We start from the raw sequence: 18,053 nt of genomic DNA, 5'->3' as shown, positions 1-18,053 counted from the left end.
TCACCGCGGCGATCACCTGGTGACGGCACCGGCGCGGGCACTCGCCCGCCCGGTGCCGTCGCCGTTTCCGCGCAGCGCGAGCAGCTGCCGGGTGTGGCCGGGGATTTCGACATCGATCAGGCCGATGAACAGATTCCGCAGGGGCATGGCCTGATCCAGCAGCAGTGCGCCCGCGGAGAGCAGGCGGGTCGGAACCGGGCTGTCCAGTTCCGCGTCGCTGAGCGCGGGCCCGCCGAAACCGCACAGCATCTCGGCCTGGCGGCGCAGGCGTTCGCGCAGGCCGGGGAACCCGCCCGCGAGATCGACGACGCGATCGATGGTCCAGGTGTCGAGGGCGAGGCGATTGTCGTAGGTGGCGTGCTCCCCCGCCGCCACCGCCGACGCGGCGGCCATGGTGGCGGCGGTGACGAGGGAGACGTGGCCGAGGATCCGCTCGGCGTTCCACTCCCCCGGCGGAGGCGGCAGCGGCGGGCCCGAATCTGCCACGGCGGCAGCGGCTTCCAGCAGGGTGTCGTAGACCTCGCGCAGCGTGGTGGCGTCGAACATCAGGCGTGGGCCTGCGACATTTCCCAGGGCGCCTGCGGCAGTACGGCGCCGGTCTCCAGCAGCGACTTGAGGTTGGCCAGCACGGCGGGCCAGCCGCTCGAAATGCCCTGTAGCATTTCCTGATTCGGCAGGTTCTCGTGGGTGACGGTGAGCCGGACGATGTCCTGGTGGGACTCGATGAGGAAGGTCACCACCGACGGGGCGCGGTCCGCCCCGATCGAATCCTCGAAGGTGAGGACGAGGCGCCGGGGCTCGTCGACCTCGAGGACCTTGCCGACGACATCGATCTTGTCCGAGCCGTCGACGCGGCGGTGCTCCCATTCCGAGCCGGGCTGCCAGTCGGACACATTCGCGTGCCCCCAGTACTGCGCGGTCAGGTCGGCGTCGGTGAGGGCCTTCCACACCTGCTCGGCGCTGGCGTGGATGTAGGTGACGTAGACGTAGTTCGGCACGGTGGTGGCGGTCATGGCGTACTCCTCTGCCTGGTTTTTGACGGCGCGCAGGACATCCAGCCGGGGGCGATCGAAGACGGAGATCCAGCGCTGTTCGATGTCGTGAATCGGGGTCGGATTGATGTAGTGCACCCGTTCGCGACCGCGCCGCAGCACGGTGACGAGGCCGGCCCGCTCCAGGATGTCGAGGTGCTGGGTCACCGACTGGCGGGCCATCTCGACCCGTTCGCACAGTTCGCGCAGGGTCTGGCCATTGTTCTCCCGCAGCCGGTCCAGCAGCAGGCGGCGGGTGGAGTCGGCCAGGGCCTTGAAGACCGCGTCCATCTCGGGTTCGGGTTGCACGGGAAAATTATGCAGGCATTTACCTGCATAAGTCAACGCCCTACCGCCGCGCCCCGCCGGACGGGCGGCCCGGCACCCCCTCTTACGTGGGAATTTCGTTCTCGGACATGACAATCCGCGCATTCACCGTCAAGATGATCAACGGCCCTCGGCCAGAACTGACATCGTTGTCTCAGCAGCGCCCGGTGTTTCGCGGCGCGGACAGGAGCGCCCGTGGCGACGCCGCAGACCTCGGACCCCGTCTCATCGGTGATCGTGGAGACGATCGGGCCGGCGCGCATCGGGACCAGGCTCGCCCATCCGGTGCTGCGCACCACGGTGCAGCAGTTCCTGCGCGCCGGAGCCTGGGTCGCCGACCTCGGCCCGCGCCCCGCGCACCTGGTGTTCCGGATGACGCGGCTGTCCGAGCAGCCCGCCCGGGTGCTCGGCACCCCGCGCGGCACCCGCCGCGAACCGGTGCGGTTCGAGCACTGCGACGCCGAATGGCTGTGGAGCGCACCGGTTCCCGATCCGCGGGTGGACCGCGACGCCGCGATCCTGTATCTGCACGGCGGCGCGTTCATCGCGGGCGGGCTCAACAGCTACCGCCGCCACACCGCCCGGCTGGCCGCGCTGAGCGAGCTGCCGGTGCTGACCGTCGACTATCGCCAGCTGCCCGACGCCCACCCCAACGAGAGCCTCGACGACGCGCTCACCGCCTACCGGCACCTGCTGGCCGAGGGCTTTCCGCCCGAGAAGATCGTCGTCGCGGGCGATTCCGCGGGCGGCGGACTGGCGCTGCGGCTGGCGCTGACACTGCGCGAGCTGGGCCTGCCGCTACCCGTGGCACTGTCGGTGACCTCGCCGTGGGCGGATTTCGACTCCGCCGCCCGCCTGGCGCATCCCAATGCCCGCTACGACGCGGTGCTGCCCGCGGTCGGCCCGGACATGGTGGTGCGCCGCGGTATCGCGGTGGACGGCGAGCTGGATCCGAGCTGGTCGGTGGTGAACCACGACTTCACCGGTCTGCCACCGATTCTGCTGCAGGTCGGCTCACGCGAGATGCTGCTCGCCGACGCGCTGGCGGTGGCGAAACGCGCCGAGGCGGCGGGTGTCCCGCTGCGCCTGCAGGTGCGGCCGAGCGCCCCGCACACCCTCATCCACCTGGGTGCGGATCTGCTCGCGGACGGCCGGGACGCCGCCCGTGACGCGGCCGATTTCCACCGTGCGATGATCGATCCAGGTCGCCTCGGCCGCAGCGCCGCCTGATCCGCACCGGCGGTCCCGACCCTCCGATCCGAGAGGCTCCGATGTCCCAGCCCGCCAATGCTTCTCAGCCCGCGATCCTCGTCACCGGGGCGGCCGCCGGTATCGGCCGCGCCATCGCCGCGCGATTCGCCCGCGAGGGCTGGACCGTCGGCCTGTACGACATCGACGCCGACGCGGTCGCCCGCACCGCCGCCGAGATCGGCGGGCGGACCGTGACGGGGGCCTTCGATGTCACCGACCCGGCGGGCTGGGATCGGGCGCTGAAGGACTTCGACGACGCGACCGGCCGGCTGGACCTGCTGGTCAACAATGCGGGCATTCTGGTCTCCGGGCCCTTCGGCGAGATCCCGGTGGAACGCCAGCATCGTCTCGTGGACGTGAACGTCAAGGGCGTCCTCAACGGCTGCCACGCCGCCCTTCCCTATCTGCGCCGCACCTCCGGCAGCCGGGTCATCAACCTGGCCTCGGCCTCGGCGCTCTACGGTCAGCCCGGCCTGGCGACCTACGGCGCGACCAAGGCCGCGGTGCGCAGCCTGACCGAGGCCCTCGACCTCGAATGGCGGCACTACGGCATCACGGTCAGCGACCTGCTGCCCCTGTTCGTCGCGACCGACATGATGACCGAGGTGAGCCGCGGCTCGAAATCCGCGACCACGCTGGGCGTCCACCTCACCCCCGACGATGTCGCGGAAGCGGTGTGGCACACCGCGATCGGACGCCGCCCGCTGTCGGGCCCGCACGTCCTGGTCGGCCTGCAGACCAAACTCACCGCCCTCGCCACCCGCCTGTCCCCGCCCTTCCTGACCCGGGCGGTGGTGGGCTGGATCAGCAAGGCCGATTCGCTGCGGTAGTGCCTCGTAGGAGCCGAATCGGCTGGTCCCGGGCGTTCAGGGGAGTCGATGCCCGACCTTGACCTCGTCGGGCGGGGGCGGCATGCGCATCACGTGGCCGGCAGTGCGGGCGCGATGTCCGGCTCCGGCGTGCCCGGCTGCGCGGCGGTCCGCGCGGGTGGTGCGGCGCGCATCGGCCGGGACGCCACCGCCCTCGCCAGGATCGACGCCAGGCCCAGGTAGCCGCGGAGCGCGGGGATCGAAAGTGCCAGGGAGACTACGGTTTGCGTGGTTCCGGCCGGGAGCGGGCGGCCGGCGAATCGATCGGCGAGCCAGTTCTCGCACAGGGGCGCGGCCAGCAGTCCCAGGCTGGCGTGACCGCCCAGCACATCGCGCAGATAGCGGACCGAGGCGCCCTCGGCCCGGTAGCGATCGACCAGCCGATCCACATTGCCGCACGGAATGATCAGATCGTGCACGCCCTGCACCGCGAGCACCGGGAACCGCGGCGCTCGCGCGCCGGGTTCGGCATCGGCCAGGACGGCCCGCACCTGCGGCAGAGTCCGCAGCGTGGCCAGGGCCGAACCGTCGCGATCCTGGAGCCGGGACCGGCCGCTGCGCAGCAGGAGCGGAATCGTGGCGCTGGTTTCGGCGCGGTCGAGCAGGTCGAGGGACTCGGCGTCGAGGTGCTCGCGCAGGGTGCGCTCCAGGGCCGGGTAGGTGCGGCACAGTCCCGCCACGCACAGGGTGGCCAGCCCGGCGAAGGCCGAGCCGTTGAGCCGGAAGAAAGTCGATTCGAGGTTCCCCACCGGCGAACCCAGCACCGCGGCAAGGATATTCAGTTCCGGGGCATAGCTCGCCGCGAGCTCGGCGGCCCATACCGTGGCCAGGCCGCCGCCCGAGTACCCCCACAGCGCCACCGGCGAATCATCCGGCCGCGCCAGGAAATTCAGGGTGGCGCGCAGGCCGTCCAGGGTGCGGTGGCCGGGCTCGCGCGGGGCCCCGAACCGCCCCGCGGTCCCGGTGTGGTCGGGCACCGACACCACCCAGCCGCGGGTCAGGGCGTGCTCGATGAGCAGCAGCTCGAACTGCGGCACCGCGCCCAGCGCCCGCGCACCGCGACGAAACGCATACGACGGCAGGCACTTCGAGGCGACGGCGTCGATAGCGCACTGAAAGGAGACGAGCGGCCGGTCGGCGGCCGGGTCCGCACCGGACGGCAGCAGCACCGTGGTGACCGCCGCCTCGGCGCGGCCGTGCAGATCGGTGCTGCGGTACAGCAGCTGGGTGGCCGTGACGCGCTGCGGAATGCGGCCCAGCAGTGCGAGTTCCACCGGACGCGAACGCAGGACGGCCCCGGGCACGACGCGGTCGAGTCCGCGCGGACGCCGGTAGAACGGGTCGTGCTCGGGCAGCAGCGGTTGCGGATCATCGTCCCGCGGCGGCCGCGGCGCCCCGGTTGGATACGCGATCATGCCAATCCCCTTTCGGCCGACGGTCATCCGGTAGCGGTCCGCGCGCTCGTCTCGGTCCGGGACGCCAGCGCGAACCGCAGTTCGCTGCGGCGAGCGACCGCGAGTTTGCGGTAAACCCGAGTCAGGTGCTGCTCCACCGTACTGGTGGTGATGTTCAGGGCCTCGGCGATATCGCGGTTGCGCTGACCGAGCGCGGCCAGTTCGGCCACCCGCCGTTCGGCCGGGCTCAAGGCGTCGAAACCGGTGTCGACCAGGGTTTCTCGCGCGGCCGGCACCGGGTCGACCTGCAGGCGGGCCAGGAGCGGCTCGGCCCCGCAGATCTCGGCGAGTCGCGCCGCCTCCCGCAGCGGGGGCCGGGCCCGGTCCGACTCCCCCAGCGCCCGGTAGGCGTTCCCGAGATCGGCGAGCACCGTGGCCAATTCGAGTTCGTCGCCGCCCGAGCGGGCCAGCGCCGCCGAGCGGCGCAGCAGCGTCACCCGCCGCAGCGGATCGCTGGTCGCGGCGAGCAGGCGCAGCGACACCCCACCGGTGTGGTGCTGCTCGGCTCCGCCGATCAGATCGAGGTGCCGGGTCAGCAGATTCCGCACCTGCCGCTGCTGCCCGGATACCAGGCCGGCCGCTGCCAGGTCATTGCGCCACGGCGCCAGCCAGGCGAAGTCCATGTCCCACTCGTCCATCAGCCGCCCGCACCGGCGGAAGTGGCGCAGCGCCTCCTCGGGCCGGCCGGTGGCCAGGCAGTGCTCGCCGCAGGCGCGCAGATAGCCCAGTGCGAAACGGGATTCGAACATGGCGCGCGGCATCGGCCGCTCCAGCTGTGCGGCGGCCTCGGCGTGCCTGCCCTGTGCGGTGAGCGCGCGCACCAGCACCGCGACCGCCCGGCCCAGCCACACCCCGAGCTGTTCGGCGGGCAGCAGATTGAGTGCCGCCAGGGCATGTCCGGCCGCCTCGACCGGATTTCCCTTGCGCAGCAGCGTCTCCGCGCGCGCCGAGGCGAACAGCGCCTGCCAGGTCGGGGCGCGGCGCGCGGTGGCCTCGGCCAGCAGGGCGGTACACCAGGCGTCGGCGGCGTCGAGGCGATCGGTGTGCAGCAGGCAGTCGACCGCCGCCACCAGCACCTCGACGGTGGCGGGGGTCAGCCGGTGGTGTGCCAGGATGCGCTGGGCCGCGGCGGCGGTCTCGGCGGGTGAGCGCTGCTCCCACAATCCCGCCAGCAGCGCGGCGGCCTGCCGGTGGGGTGAATCCCGGTCCGGTGATGGCGATTCCGGGCCGGAGCGGGCGCGGGCCAGCCACGGATGCCGTTGCGCCTGTACCGGATGCGTGTAGCGCAGCCACGCCCCGACGAATTCGACCCGATCGGCCGCCGCCGCGTCCGTGCTGCGACGCAGCTGGACCAGCGCGTGATCGGCGTGCAGGACATGACCGTGCCAGAGCATCTGCAGCACGGTCATGGGCAGCTCCGGATCCGGCACCCGCCCGGTGCGCAGGGCCGCCTTGAGCCGGCCGAAATTGCGGGTGCGGCACGACGGGTTGATCCGCCACTCCACCGCCACCAGCCGGGTCGCGATGGCGGCCCGCTCGTCGGCGCGTCTGCTGGCCCGATAGGCCAGCTCCAGATAGGTTCCGGCGCTGTCCAATTCATCGGCGTCGAAGGCGCGGTCGGCGACCTCCAGGAGCACCTGCGCCGCCCACGAGCCGCGGGCGTCGCCCGCCGCGACCAGGTGCCGGGCCACCGTCGCCGCGGGCAGGCCCTCCCGGAAGAGCAGTTCGGCCGCCCCGGTGTGCAGGGCGCGCCGATCCTCGTCGGGCAGGTCCCGCAGCACCGGGGCCGCCAGCTCCGGGTGCGGGCGGCACTCCCCCACGATCAGCCCGGCCGCCGCCAATTCCGTGACCACCGCCCGGGTCTCGTCGAGTTCCGTGTCCAATAGTGCCGCGACCCGGCCCACCCCCGCGGCGGCCCCCAGCACCGCCACCGCGCGCGCGACCCGCAGCCGCTCCGCGTCCGCCGCGCTCACCTGGGTGGCGACCGCCCAGCTCGTCCTGGCGCCGGTCCCCACCGGCATTTCCCCTCGGTCCCGAGCGACCGACCGTGCCATCTGACGTCCCTTTCACCGATCGGGATGCGCCCGACTGACAGGCGTGGCACGGCGAGCTTCGGTGTGCTGGAGCGGCATCATTGCAGCGAGGGCGCATGGGCGCCCAGGATCAGCCGGGGCACAACGGTTTCGAAATGTACTGCCAAACAGTGTATTTCACATTCGCCTAGGAGGTGGTGACGAGCGCTTGCGGGCGATAGACCAGGGCGGCCGCCGAGGTGTCGTCCACCGCCAGGAACACCACCGCGCGCGCCTCGTCGAGCATGCCCTGGGTGGCCGCGCTCAGATACGCGTGCACCGGGCCCGCGGAATACGGGTCGCCGACGAACGGGTCGATCCCGGCGACCGCGGCCGAGGGCACCCCAATCCGGTAGGCCACCCGCTCCCGGAAGCCGGGGACGGGGGCCGGGGCCAGCAGTACCGCGCCGCCGGTGGCGAAGTCGCTGGGCTGCAGTCCTTCACCGGCCAGGCATTCGCGCAGCGCGGCCTCGGCCAGCGCGAGCGGGTCCCCGGTCTCGGTGCGCACGGTCAGCGCGGTGCGGCCGCCGGTGCCCGCCGCCTCCAGGTCGGCCCACGCGGTCGGGGCGAGCGCGCCCGGGGTCTCGGTGGTGTAGATGCGGCCGAAACCGCCCGCGCTGTCGGAGGAACGCAGCAGGATGGCCGCACCGCTGGCGGCGTACGGGAAGTCCTCGCGGTCGCGCTCGGTGGACGGATGGGTGTCGCCGGCCACGATGAGCGCGTACTCGACATCGCCGAGACCGGTGAAGCACTGGGCGGCCATGAGCGCGTGCAGCACCCCGGTGCCGCCGTTGAGCAGGTCGAAGGAGAACGCGGGCACCCGCCCGGTCGCGTACTCCAGGCCCACCTCGAGGCGCTTCTGGATCAGCGCGGCCACCGCGGGTTCGGCGATATTGCTGTCCCGGAACACCCCGGCGTTGACCACCAGGCCGACCCGGTCGGCGGAGACCTCCGCCGCCGTCAGCGCCTGCGCGCCGGCGCGGGCGGCCAGCTCGAAATAGCTGCCGGTGTCGGCGTCGGTGCACACGGCCGCGGAAACGATTGCGGTGCTCATGGATTCAGGCCTCCAGCCGGGAGATGGTCGCGGCGAGGTGCCCGGAGACCACGCCGGACGCCTCGGGGATCAGCAGCACCTTGGAGCCGCGCGGAATCCGGCCCTGCGCCAGGTGTTCGCGCAGCACCAGGAAGTGCGAGGTGGACGCGGTATTGCCGTATTCGGCGTAGACATTGAGCGCCTGCGGCATCGGGGTGTCGAAGTGCCGCTCGGTGAGCGAGCTGATGTAGTCGATGGCCGGGCCGCTGAACTGGTGGTGGATCCAGTAGTCGTACTTCTCGCTCTCCCAGGCCCGGCCGGACTCCAGCAGGAAGTCGGCCATGCGCGAAATACCCTGCAGGAAGCGGGATTCGCTGGCCAGCGCACGGTTGTCGGTGTACATGGCGATACCGGTGGTCTTGTCGCTGGGCATGCCGATGCAGTGCTCGGCGCCGGCCGAGGTGGTCATGAGCTCGATGTAGTGGATCTCGTCCGCGTCGTCGCCCCGGTCGTCGACCACCACGGCCACGGCCGCGTCGCCCACGGTGAGGGCGGCGAACTGCGGGTCGTAGGGCTGTGAGATCTCGCGGGTGGCGGTCTCGGCGATGGGGGTGATCTGCTCGCCGCTGACCACCAGGCCGCGGCGCACCACACCGGACTTGATCATGCGGTCCAGCACCAGCACGCCGGTGATCATGCCCGCGCAGGCATTGGACAGGTCGAAGTGCAGCGCCCGGCCCGCGCCGATGGCCGCACCCAGCTGGGCGGCGAAAGACGGTGCGAAGCAGTACTGCCCGGGCGCGGTGAAGCGGGTGATCGACACCGAGATGATGACGTCCAGGTCCGCGGCATCGTAGCCGGAACGGGCGAGGCAGTCCTCGATGGCGTGGCGCGCCAGTGCGAACGACGATTCGTAATTCTCCGGATCGCTATTGTGCACGCGCCTGTTCTTGATTCCGGTAATTCGTTCCAGGTCCAATGCCCTGGGTACCGAAAGGCTGTTGATCACGTCCTCGGTGGAACGGATGGTCGTGGGTGTGTACGCACCGATCGATTCGAAGCGTGTACGCATGTGGCCCCCTGCTCTCTGGACTGAGTGCGTCCGGTCGAATGTGGCTGCGGCGGCCGCAATTCGGCGTCCCCCGAGCCGGCCCCGCTGATATCCCGTAGCCCCGATGCCAAGTGAAACGCTACCGTACCCACTGGTAGGCGAGTGCCCCACGCGCCTCACCAATCACCGTGCGTTCGAGCAATTTTCGCGGCGTAATCGCTGGAAGGAAGTGGTACGCACCCCGATCGGCGAGTCACTCCGTAGGGGTGGAATAGGGGGTTGCGAAGAACCGGTGTCGGTACCCGGGGACACACTAAAACTGTTGTATATCAAACGAATACGGAGCGCCGCGGCTAGCGGTCCGACATCACCCCGTGTAGCCTCACCGATACATTCCTCGCATTCCTCGACAATTCACTGGGGGAAGTGTGTCGCATTCCTTGCCCACCATTTATTGGCGCGCTCTCGATCGTTTCAGCGATATCGTCGCCGCCCATCCCGAACGGGAGGCGGTGATCTATGCCGACGGCAGGAATCGGGACGGCCTGCCCGATTACCGTCACCTCACCTACGCCGAACTCGACGCGTGGTCGGACACCATTGCCGAGCGGTTCGCCGAGGCCGGCGTCACCCGCGGCGTGCGCACCATCGTGCTGGTGCGGCCGGGACCCGAGCTGTACGCCGTCCTCTACGGGCTGTTCAAGATCGGCGCGGTGCCGGTGGTGATCGACCCGGGCATGGGCATGTTCAAGATGCTGCGCTGCCTGCAGGCCGCCGACGCCGAAGCCTTCGTCGGCGTCACCGAGGCGCAGGCGCTGCGCATCGTGTTCCGCGCCTACTTCCGCAAGGTGCGGATGGCGGTCACGGTCGGGCGCTCGTGGTGGCAGGGACCCACCCTCGAAAGCTGGGGCCGCACACCGGCTTCCGCGCTGCCCGAACGCGAGCCCGCGCCCGATGACGAACCGCTGCTCATCGCGTACACCACCGGCAGCACCGGGCCCGCCAAGGCGGTGGTGCTCACCCACGGCAATCTCAGCGCCATGATCGACCAGGTGGACGCCGCGCGCGAGCACGTCGCGCCGGGCACCTCGCTCATCACCGCGCCGGTGGCGGGCATCCTGGAGCTGCTGCTCGGATCCCGGTGCGTGCTACCGCCGCTGATTCCCTCCAAGGTCGGGGCGACCGATCCGGCGCACGTGGTCGACGCGGTGCAGCGGTACCAGGTGAAGACCATGTTCGCCTCCCCCGCCGTGCTGATCCCGCTGCTGCGGCACATCGAGCAGACGGGGGCAGCGCTGCCGAGCATCGAGAGCATCTACTCCGGCGGAGCGCCCGTCCCGGACTGGTGCATCGCGGCGCTGCGGCAGGTGCTGCCCGAGCCGGCGAAGGTGTACTCCGGCTACGGCGCGACCGAGGCGCTGCCCATGGCGACCATCGAATCCCGCGAGCTGCTGGGCGATCTGGTGGAGCAGGCGCACACCGGGTACGGGGTGTGCGTGGGCACGCCCGCGCTCCACGTGCAGGCGCGCATCATCGCCATCACCGACGATCCACTACCGGACTGGGCGGATGTGGAGGCGCGGGCAGCCGATCTGGCGGCGTCACGCGGGATCGGCGAGCTGGTGGTGTCCGGGCCGAATGTCAGCCCCCGCTACTTCTGGCCGCAGGCGGCCAACCGGACCGGCAAGATCGCCGACGGCGAGGTGATCTGGCACCGCACCGGAGACCTGGCCTGGATCGACGACGCCGGGCGAATCCGCTTCTGCGGGCGCAAGAGTCAGCGGCTGGAGACGGCGAGCGGGCCGATGTTCACCGTGCAGGTCGAGCAGGTGTTCAACACCGTCGAGGGCGTGGCCCGCACCGCGCTGGTGGGCGTGGGTGCGCGCGGAGACCAGCAGCCGGTGCTGTGCGTGGAGCTGGCGCCGGCGGCCGACCAGGCCGCGGTCGAGGACCGATTGCGCGGGCGGCGCGACGAATTCGACATCACCAAACCGGTGGCGGAATTCCTGTTCCATCCGCGATTCCCGGTCGACATCCGCCACAATGCCAAGATCGGCCGCGAGAAGCTGGCGGTCTGGGCGGCCAAGCAGCTCGACGGGTAGGGCCGCAGCATGAGAAGCCCGGCGCCGCAGGTGGTTCCACTGGTCACGCGGTTGTACTTCCTGGCCGGGATCGCCGCCCGGCTGTATCTGGTGGCCGGGCTGATCGCCGCGGTGGCAGGGCGCGCCCCGTCGAATCCGGCGCTGCGGCTGCTGTGGTGGGCCGACGCGGCACTGTGCGCCGCGGATCCGGCCACCTGCATACCGGTCAGCATGGCCGCCGACGAACTGGCCAGCCGGGTCGGCTGGGGCACCGCGGCACTGACGCCGCTCCTCGGCCGCGCCCGGCGACGCGACCACACACTTCTGGAGGCATCGTGAAAGCAGCAGCATCGTGAAGGCATTGGTGACGGGGGCCTCCGGCTTCCTGGGCGGCGCGCTCACGCGCCGGCTGGTCCGCGACGGGGACCACGAGGTGGCGATTCTGGTGCGGCGCACCAGCAATCTGCGGGACCTGGCCCCGGTGCTCGACCAGGTGGAGCGGGTGGTGGGCGATCTCGGCGACCCCGACTCGCTGGAACGCGCCGTCGCCGGGGTCGATGTCGTGTTCCACAGCGCCGCCCGCGTGGACGAGCGCGGCACCCGCGCCCGCTTCTGGGCCGAGAACGTCGCCGCCACCGCGCGATTGCTGGCCGCTGCCCGGGCCGCGGGCGCGCAGCGGTTCGTGTTCATCTCGAGTCCGAGCGCGCTCATGGACCGTGACGGCGGCGACCAGATCGACATCGACGAGTCGGTTCCGTATCCCCGCCGCTACCTCAACCATTACTGCGAGACCAAGGCCGCCGCCGAACGTCTGGTGCTGAAGGCGAATACGCCCGGATTCACCACCTGCGCGCTGCGGCCGCGGGCCATCTGGGGTGCGGGCGACCGATCCGGGCCCATTGTGCGGCTGCTCGAACGGGCGGCGGCCGGGACCCTGCCGGATCTGTCGGCCGGGCGCGAGGTGTACGCCTCGCTGTGCCATGTCGACAATATCGCCGAGGCCGCGGTCAAGGCCGCTGCCAGCGAGAATGTCGGCGGCAAGCCGTATTTCATCGCCGATGCGGAGCGGACCGACGTGTGGGGGTTCCTCGGTGACGTCGCCGCGGACCTCGGCTATCCGCGGCCCGGCCGCAAGCTCGATCCGCGCGTCGTGGCGCTGGTGGTGTCGGTGATCGAAAACCTCAGGCGGGTACCGTATCTCGCCGAACACTGGACGCCGCCGCTGTCGCGGTACTCGGTGGCGGTGATGACCCGCTCGGGCACCTACGACACCTCCGCGGCGACCCGCGATTTCGGATATCGGCCCGTAATGGATCGCGACACCGGCATGACCGAACTGAAATCCTGGATCCGCAGCGGGGAGGTGATCGCCGGATCCACCCGCTGACCAGCGCTCGGACGCTCCCCTCAAAAACTTGTGTTACGCGCGGTACCGGCTAACATGGCTGGTACCGCGCGAGGGTGAGTCGGTGCTGACGGCCCTCGAGGCCGCAGACGCAGTGCAGCACCGCTACTCAACGAGGAGAGCGCCCGATGCCGGAGTTCGACTATCACGGCGTATCCGTCGCCTATGATCGCGCCGGGTCCGGGGATCCGATCCTGTTCCTGCACAATATCGGCGGTGACCGGCGCATCTGGGTGAACCAGACGCGCGCGCTGGCGGCCACCAACACCGTGTACGCGCTGGACCTGTTCGGCTACGGCGACTCCGACTCACCCGAGGACGGCTACACCGTCGACAACTATGTGCGCATGGTGTCGGAATTCATCGACACCCACGGGCTCACCCATGTCACGATGGTCGGCAACTGCTTCGGCAGCGCGCTGTCCCTGCTGTACGCGCGCCGCAACCCGCAGAATGTGCGCGCCCTGGTGCTGTGCAGCCCGCTGACGGCCGCCACCCTGCGTCCCACGCCCACCGGATGGACCGCGCGCGCGGCTGCCCGGCTCCCGCTCGACTCGGTCGCGGGCGCGATCCGGCTGCCCGGTTTCGCCGCGAATCTCGTCGTCCGCGAACAGCTCGGCCCGCGCGGCCGCGGCATGGGCTCCTCCCCCTTCATCGGCCTGCGCCACCGCTGGAGCGAACCCCGCCGCCTGCTCCCACCCGCCGCCATCGCCCGCGACCTCCCGAAGCTGGCCGTCCTCGACAACTTCCGGCCCGCCCCCGGCTTCCCGCCCATCACCACCGTCTGGGGCGCCAAGAACCACATCCTGTCCGCCGCCGCCGGCGCCCGCCTCAACACCACCCTGTGCCCGTCCGAGGCCATCGAACTCCCCGACTGCGGCCACCTGGTCATGCTGGAACAACCCGAAACCGTCACGGCCGCCATCCGTTCCGCCACCCGCACAGCCCTGGCGGGCTGAAACGGCCGCAGGGTTTGCATTGCCGGCGGTCCAGCTGCCCGGGCGCCTACGCACACGTCAGCCTGCCGCCCGGTGCAGTCGGGTAGCCAGCTCACGCAGGTGAGCCGCCAGTTCCGGCGGCTCGAGGATCCGGAAGTCGAAACCGAAACCCGCCACGTGGACGGCGAGGGCGTCGAGTGAATCCGCGCCGGTGTGCAGGATGCAGGTGTCCGGGTCGACGGCCTCGAGGACGCCGACGGTCGGGGCGATCAGCTCGGCCGCACGCTCGACCGAGGTCAGCAGGGTGATGCGGGCCTGATAGCGGTAGGGCGCGGTGGTGACGCCGCGGGAGACCTGAGCGGCGGCGTCGGGGGCCTCGCGTGGCGTGAAGCGGGGACCGGTCGGGATGCGCGGGGTGAGGCGGTCGACGCGGTAGGTGCGCCAATCCTCGCGGTCGACGTCCCAGCCGGTCAGATACCAGCGGCGGCCGATGTGCACCAGGCGGTGCGGTTCGGTTGTCCGGCGCGAGGATTCGCCATCGTGGGTGCGGTAGTCGAATCGGAGGCGATGCTGGTCACGGATGGCCGCGGCGATGGCGGTCAGGGTGTCCGGGTCGACGCGCGGGCCGCCATCGGGGACGGCCACGGTCGCGGTCTGCAAGGCCGTCACCCGATGCCGTAGCCGCGAGGGCAGGACCCGCTCGAGTTTCGCCAGCGCCCGCAGCGAGCTCTCCTCGATGCCCGCGATGGTCCCGCCCGCCGCCGTGCGCAATCCCATGGCCACGGCGACGGCCTCCTCGTCGTCGAGCAGCAGCGGTGGCAGCTGTGCGCCCGCGCCCAGCCGATATCCGGCCGCGCCGGCGGTGGCGTCGACGGGATAGCCGAGGGCGCGCAGCTTGTCGATGTCACGGCGCACGGTGCGCACGTCGACCGCGAGCTGGGCGGCCAGTTCCGCGCCGCTCCACTCGCGCGGGGTCTGCAGCAGCGACAGCAGGCGCAGCAGCCGGGCGGAAGTTTCCAACATGAATGCGATTCTGCCGGACAGCTAGGGCAGAACCTGTCCTAACTGCCTTCTACCGTGGTTCTCATGAGCGAACAGATCACGCCCTTCCGCATCGACATCCCCGCCGAGCAGCTCGACGACCTGCGCCGGCGACTGGATGCCGCGCGCCTGCCCGCCCCGCTGCCCGGCGACGACTGGGACACCGGCGTTCCGGTGCACTGGCTGCGCGCGCTGGTCGACCACTGGCGCACCGGATACGACTGGCGCGCAGCCGAAGCCGAGCTCAACCGGTATCCGCAATTCGTCACCGAGATCGAAGGGCAGCGCATCCACTTCCTGCACATCCGCTCCGCCGAACCGGGCGCGGTGCCGCTGCTGCTCACCCACGGCTGGCCTGGTTCGATCGCCGACTTCCTCGACGTCATCGGCCCTCTGAGCGATCCGCGCGCCCACGGTGGCGATCCGGCCGACGCCTTCCACCTGATCATTCCCTCGCTGCCCGGGTTCGGATTCTCGGGACCGGTCGGCGACTCCGGTTGGACCCGGGCCCGTATCGGCCGGGTCTGGGCGGAGCTGATGAACCGGCTCGGCTACGAGCGCTACGCCGTGCAGGGCGGCGACATCGGCGGCGCGGTCAGCCCCGAAGTGGCCCGCACGGCACCGGATCGGGTGATCGGCGTGCACGTCAACGGCGGCCCGAACCTGCCGCCGCCCTCGGCCGCGGACGACATCGACGAGCTCACCGAGCTCGAGCGGGACCGGGTGCGGCGCATCCAGGCGTTCATGCGAGAGGAGTTCGGCTACGTCGCGATTCAGTCCACGCGACCCCAGGCTCTGGCGTACGGGCTGGTGGATTCGCCGGTCGGCCAGCTGGCCTGGATCATGGACAAGTTCCGCGAGTGGACGCACCCGCGCGGCGTCGATCCCGACAAGATCATCGACCGCGACCGCCTGCTCACCACCGTCATGCTCTACTGGCTCACCGGCACCGCCGGGTCGGCCGCGTACGTCGGATACGCGAACACCGGGGAGTGGGGTGTGCCCGGCGTGAACTCCGGTGTCCCGACCGGTGTCATCGCGTTCGCGCACGACGTCTGCATCCGCCGCTACTGCGAGCAGTCCAACACCATCACCCGCTGGGTCGACGTGGATCGCGGCGGGCATTTCGCGGCCATGGAAGAACCCGAGCTGCTGGTCGCCGACATCCGCGAATTCTTCCGCGACCTGCGCTAGACCGTGTGGCAAGCCTTCGGCGGCATCAGGAAACGAGGGGCCTGACCTGCTCGGCGGCGAACCGGACGAAACCCACCGGGTCCGGTTCGTCCCCGGTGGGTTGCAGGACCACGCTGGTGGCGCCGGCCTCGATCCAGCGGAGCACGGTGTCGGCGATGGCCCGGGCATCTCCCGCCACACCGATATCGGGAATGGTGTCGCGTCCCTCGCCGCGCAGCTCCGCGGCCACCCGTTCGGCGGCACCGGGACCGGTCGCCGCCAGCAGGTACACGACGATCGGATACGGCTGCGCCGCAAGCGCTTCGGGCCGCGCGGCCCGCACGATCCCGGCGGCCGTCCGAATCCCGTCGGCGGGTGTGGAGCTGGTGAGGATCACCCCGTCGGCGGCCTCCCCCACCACACTCAGTGTCCGCGGCCCGGTCGCGGCGGCCAGGATCGGCGGTGCGGCGCTCGGTGGCCAGTCCAACGCGACGTCGTCGAGCCGGACATACCTGCCCTTCACCGTGATTCGCTGCCCGGCCAGCAGCGCCCGCAGCGCGTCGAGGTATTCGCGCAGCAGGGTGATCGGCGAGGCGACCCGCTCCCCCACCTGCCCCATCCAGTCCTGAACCCCGTGTCCCACACCCCAGATCCCCCGCCCGGGGAACATCCGCTCCAGCGTCGCCAGCTCCATCGCGGTGACCGCGACATTGCGCAGTGGCACCGGGAGCACCCCCACCCCGACCCGCACCCGCTCACTCCACGCGAGCGCCGCTGCGGCCGTGGCGATCCCGCCCTCCAGGAAGCAGTCCTCCCACAGCCACAGCTCGTCGAGTCCCGACTCGTCCGCCGCCCGCACCACGTCCCGCAGCCGCTCGGGCGGTTGCTGCGGCCGGAACACCACTCCCAGGGTCGTCATACCCCATGCGTACCACGCCGGAGCCGGAAATGGCTGTGGCCCGGTCACATTCGCGACCGGGCCACAGGGTTCGGAACTCAGCCGAAGTGGCAGACGTAGTGAACCGGCTCGACGACCTCGATCTGGAAGCTGGAGTTGCCCGGCACGGAGAACGACTCGCCGCCCTTGTAGGTGACGGCCTCGGACTCGCCGGCGAGGGTGACGTTGCACTGGCCCTCGAGCAGCTCCATGATCTCCGGCGCACCCGTGTTGAAGGTCAGGGTGGCGGGGAGGATGACACCGATCGACTTGCTGGTGCCGTCGGCCAGTTCGATGTTGTGGCTCACACATTTGCCATCGAAGTAGACGTTGGCGCGCTTGGTGACGGTGACATTCTCGAACTTCATGCTGGTACGGGGCCCTTCCTACGGGTGACGACCGGCCGCGCGGGCCGGTCCGGTTCGCGCCGATCGTACCCGCGACCGCCGGGCAATCGTTCAGTCGGGCAGGGCGTCGAGGGCGCGGTCGGGCAGGGCATCGAGAGCCCGAGCCGTCAACGCCCGCCCCTGCTCGATGATCGGCGTGGCGCGATGGAAATCCATGGTGCCGCAGATGTTCTGCGGCACCTCGATCACCAGGTCCGGCGGGTGGGCGGCCAGATGCTGGCGGGTGAGGGCGGCCAGCATGAGATCGATGGCCCGCTGGGCGACATCGGTGGCGCGGATGCTGCTCAGCGCCGGGGGCTGCGCCGGCATCTCCTCGACCGGGGTGCGCGCCCCGCCGAGCCGCTGCGCCGAGGCCCGCCACCACTGGGTGAACCAGTTCGTGCGCGGCTGCGCGCGGTCGTAGGCCGGGTCCGGCGCACCCGAGAGGTCGACGCCGATGGTCATGTCCGCGGGGCCCAGCGCCATGGTCGCCACCACCGGCAGCGGATCGAGCACACCGCCGTCCACCAGCACGTGCCCGTCGACGAGCACCGGGGTGATGAATCCGGGAATGGCGATCGAGGCCCGGATGGCGGCATCGAGTTCACCGGCCTGGAACCAGGTCGACCGCCCGGTCGTCATATCGGTGGCCACCGCGACATACGGGATGGGCAGGTCCTCGATGCGCAGGGCGCCGAGCATCTCGCGGATCCGGTCGAGGACCTTGCCCGCACGAATCACGCCCGGTTCGCTGAACGCCGGATCCAGCGGCCGCGCCACCTCGAACTGACCGAGAGTGGTTGCCCAGGAGGTGAATTCGTCGAGCCGCCCAGCGGCGAACAGCCCGCCGACGAGTGCCCCCATCGACGATCCGGCCACGCCGACGATCTCGTAGCCGCGGTCCTGAAGCTCGGCGATCACGCCGATGTGCGCGTATCCGCGTGCGCCGCCACTACCCAGGGCGAGTTTGACGCGCTTGCCCGTCGACATATGGATCTCCTACC

The 18,053-nt window shown here is 70.9% G+C and carries 17 protein-coding genes; 7 read left to right on the top strand and 10 right to left on the bottom strand.

Annotated features, from left to right (window positions below; translation table 11 throughout):
* Nucleotides 1-12: 12 nt before the first annotated feature.
* Both ACFXKA_RS22045 and ACFXKA_RS22040 read right to left on the bottom strand, forming a co-directional pair.
* Nucleotides 13-546, bottom strand: a complete 534-nt coding sequence (locus ACFXKA_RS22045; RefSeq protein ID WP_354837254.1) for a hypothetical protein — start codon at nucleotides 544-546, stop codon at nucleotides 13-15.
* On the bottom strand, nucleotides 546-1,322 hold the full coding sequence (locus ACFXKA_RS22040) for an ArsR/SmtB family transcription factor (RefSeq protein WP_379428772.1): 777 nt from the start codon (nucleotides 1,320-1,322) through the stop codon (nucleotides 546-548). The genes ACFXKA_RS22045 and ACFXKA_RS22040 overlap by 1 nt, the downstream gene beginning before the upstream one ends.
* A gap of 231 nt (nucleotides 1,323-1,553) precedes the next feature.
* On the opposite strand from ACFXKA_RS22040, the gene ACFXKA_RS22035 reads away from it, so the two are divergent.
* On the top strand, nucleotides 1,554-2,588 hold the full coding sequence (locus tag ACFXKA_RS22035) for an alpha/beta hydrolase (RefSeq protein ID WP_379428678.1): 1,035 nt from the start codon (nucleotides 1,554-1,556) through the stop codon (nucleotides 2,586-2,588).
* 41 nt (nucleotides 2,589-2,629) lie between these two features.
* On the top strand, nucleotides 2,630-3,439 hold the full coding sequence (locus tag ACFXKA_RS22030; RefSeq protein WP_354837250.1) for an SDR family oxidoreductase: 810 nt from the start codon (nucleotides 2,630-2,632) through the stop codon (nucleotides 3,437-3,439).
* 89 nt (nucleotides 3,440-3,528) lie between these two features.
* Here ACFXKA_RS22030 and ACFXKA_RS22025 read toward each other — a convergent pair whose 3' ends face one another.
* The 4 genes from ACFXKA_RS22025 to ACFXKA_RS22010 all read right to left on the bottom strand — a co-directional run bounded on the left by ACFXKA_RS22025 (nucleotide 3,529) and on the right by ACFXKA_RS22010 (nucleotide 9,109).
* On the bottom strand, nucleotides 3,529-4,893 hold the full coding sequence (locus ACFXKA_RS22025) for a lipase family protein (RefSeq protein ID WP_379428677.1): 1,365 nt from the start codon (nucleotides 4,891-4,893) through the stop codon (nucleotides 3,529-3,531).
* A 23-nt stretch (nucleotides 4,894-4,916) separates the two neighbouring features.
* Nucleotides 4,917-6,953, bottom strand: coding sequence for a LuxR C-terminal-related transcriptional regulator (locus tag ACFXKA_RS22020; protein WP_379428676.1), 2,037 nt, complete (start codon nucleotides 6,951-6,953; stop codon nucleotides 4,917-4,919).
* Between the two features lie 199 nt (nucleotides 6,954-7,152).
* Nucleotides 7,153-8,058, bottom strand: a complete 906-nt coding sequence (locus tag ACFXKA_RS22015; RefSeq protein WP_379428675.1) for a hypothetical protein — start codon at nucleotides 8,056-8,058, stop codon at nucleotides 7,153-7,155.
* Nucleotides 8,059-8,062: 4 nt separating this feature from the next.
* On the bottom strand, nucleotides 8,063-9,109 hold the full coding sequence (locus tag ACFXKA_RS22010) for a 3-oxoacyl-ACP synthase III family protein (RefSeq protein WP_379428674.1): 1,047 nt from the start codon (nucleotides 9,107-9,109) through the stop codon (nucleotides 8,063-8,065).
* Between the two features lie 407 nt (nucleotides 9,110-9,516).
* Between ACFXKA_RS22010 and ACFXKA_RS22005 the strand changes: the two genes are divergently transcribed.
* The 4 genes from ACFXKA_RS22005 (at nucleotide 9,517) to ACFXKA_RS21990 (ending at nucleotide 13,533) form a co-directional block, all read left to right on the top strand.
* Entirely contained in the window at nucleotides 9,517-11,190 is a 1,674-nt protein-coding gene (locus ACFXKA_RS22005; RefSeq protein WP_379428673.1) for a fatty acid CoA ligase family protein, read from the top strand.
* A gap of 9 nt (nucleotides 11,191-11,199) precedes the next feature.
* Nucleotides 11,200-11,508: a hypothetical protein gene (locus ACFXKA_RS22000; RefSeq protein ID WP_379428672.1), complete on the top strand. Its 309-nt coding sequence runs from the start codon at nucleotides 11,200-11,202 to the stop codon at nucleotides 11,506-11,508.
* Nucleotides 11,509-11,521: 13 nt separating this feature from the next.
* Entirely contained in the window at nucleotides 11,522-12,556 is a 1,035-nt protein-coding gene (locus ACFXKA_RS21995) for an NAD-dependent epimerase/dehydratase family protein (RefSeq protein ID WP_354837236.1), read from the top strand.
* A 146-nt stretch (nucleotides 12,557-12,702) separates the two neighbouring features.
* The gene (locus ACFXKA_RS21990; RefSeq protein ID WP_354837234.1) at nucleotides 12,703-13,533 is read left to right on the top strand and encodes an alpha/beta hydrolase; all 831 of its coding nucleotides are present in this window, start codon (nucleotides 12,703-12,705) and stop codon (nucleotides 13,531-13,533) included.
* A gap of 57 nt (nucleotides 13,534-13,590) precedes the next feature.
* On the opposite strand, the gene ACFXKA_RS21985 is transcribed toward ACFXKA_RS21990, so the two are convergent.
* Nucleotides 13,591-14,535 (bottom strand): helix-turn-helix transcriptional regulator, encoded by a 945-nt coding sequence (locus tag ACFXKA_RS21985; RefSeq protein WP_379428671.1) that lies wholly within the window; start codon nucleotides 14,533-14,535, stop codon nucleotides 13,591-13,593.
* Between the two features lie 63 nt (nucleotides 14,536-14,598).
* Between ACFXKA_RS21985 and ACFXKA_RS21980 the strand changes: the two genes are divergently transcribed.
* Nucleotides 14,599-15,747 (top strand): epoxide hydrolase family protein, encoded by a 1,149-nt coding sequence (locus ACFXKA_RS21980; RefSeq protein ID WP_379428670.1) that lies wholly within the window; start codon nucleotides 14,599-14,601, stop codon nucleotides 15,745-15,747.
* Nucleotides 15,748-15,772: 25 nt separating this feature from the next.
* On the opposite strand, the gene ACFXKA_RS21975 is transcribed toward ACFXKA_RS21980, so the two are convergent.
* The 3 genes from ACFXKA_RS21975 to ACFXKA_RS21965 all read right to left on the bottom strand — a co-directional run bounded on the left by ACFXKA_RS21975 (nucleotide 15,773) and on the right by ACFXKA_RS21965 (nucleotide 18,039).
* Complete coding sequence (locus tag ACFXKA_RS21975) at nucleotides 15,773-16,645, bottom strand: LLM class flavin-dependent oxidoreductase (protein WP_379428669.1); 873 nt, start codon at nucleotides 16,643-16,645, stop codon at nucleotides 15,773-15,775.
* 77 nt (nucleotides 16,646-16,722) lie between these two features.
* Nucleotides 16,723-17,031, bottom strand: a complete 309-nt coding sequence (locus ACFXKA_RS21970; RefSeq protein WP_354837226.1) for a pyrimidine/purine nucleoside phosphorylase — start codon at nucleotides 17,029-17,031, stop codon at nucleotides 16,723-16,725.
* 90 nt (nucleotides 17,032-17,121) lie between these two features.
* On the bottom strand, nucleotides 17,122-18,039 hold the full coding sequence (locus ACFXKA_RS21965) for a patatin-like phospholipase family protein (protein ID WP_379428668.1): 918 nt from the start codon (nucleotides 18,037-18,039) through the stop codon (nucleotides 17,122-17,124).
* Nucleotides 18,040-18,053: the final 14 nt, after the last annotated feature.

The organism is Nocardia sp. NPDC059228 (assembly GCF_042754245.1).
Classification (GTDB): domain Bacteria; phylum Actinomycetota; class Actinomycetes; order Mycobacteriales; family Mycobacteriaceae; genus Nocardia.
The sequence above is the reverse complement of the archived record's forward strand: the minus strand, read 5'-3'. Positions and strand labels throughout refer to the sequence as shown.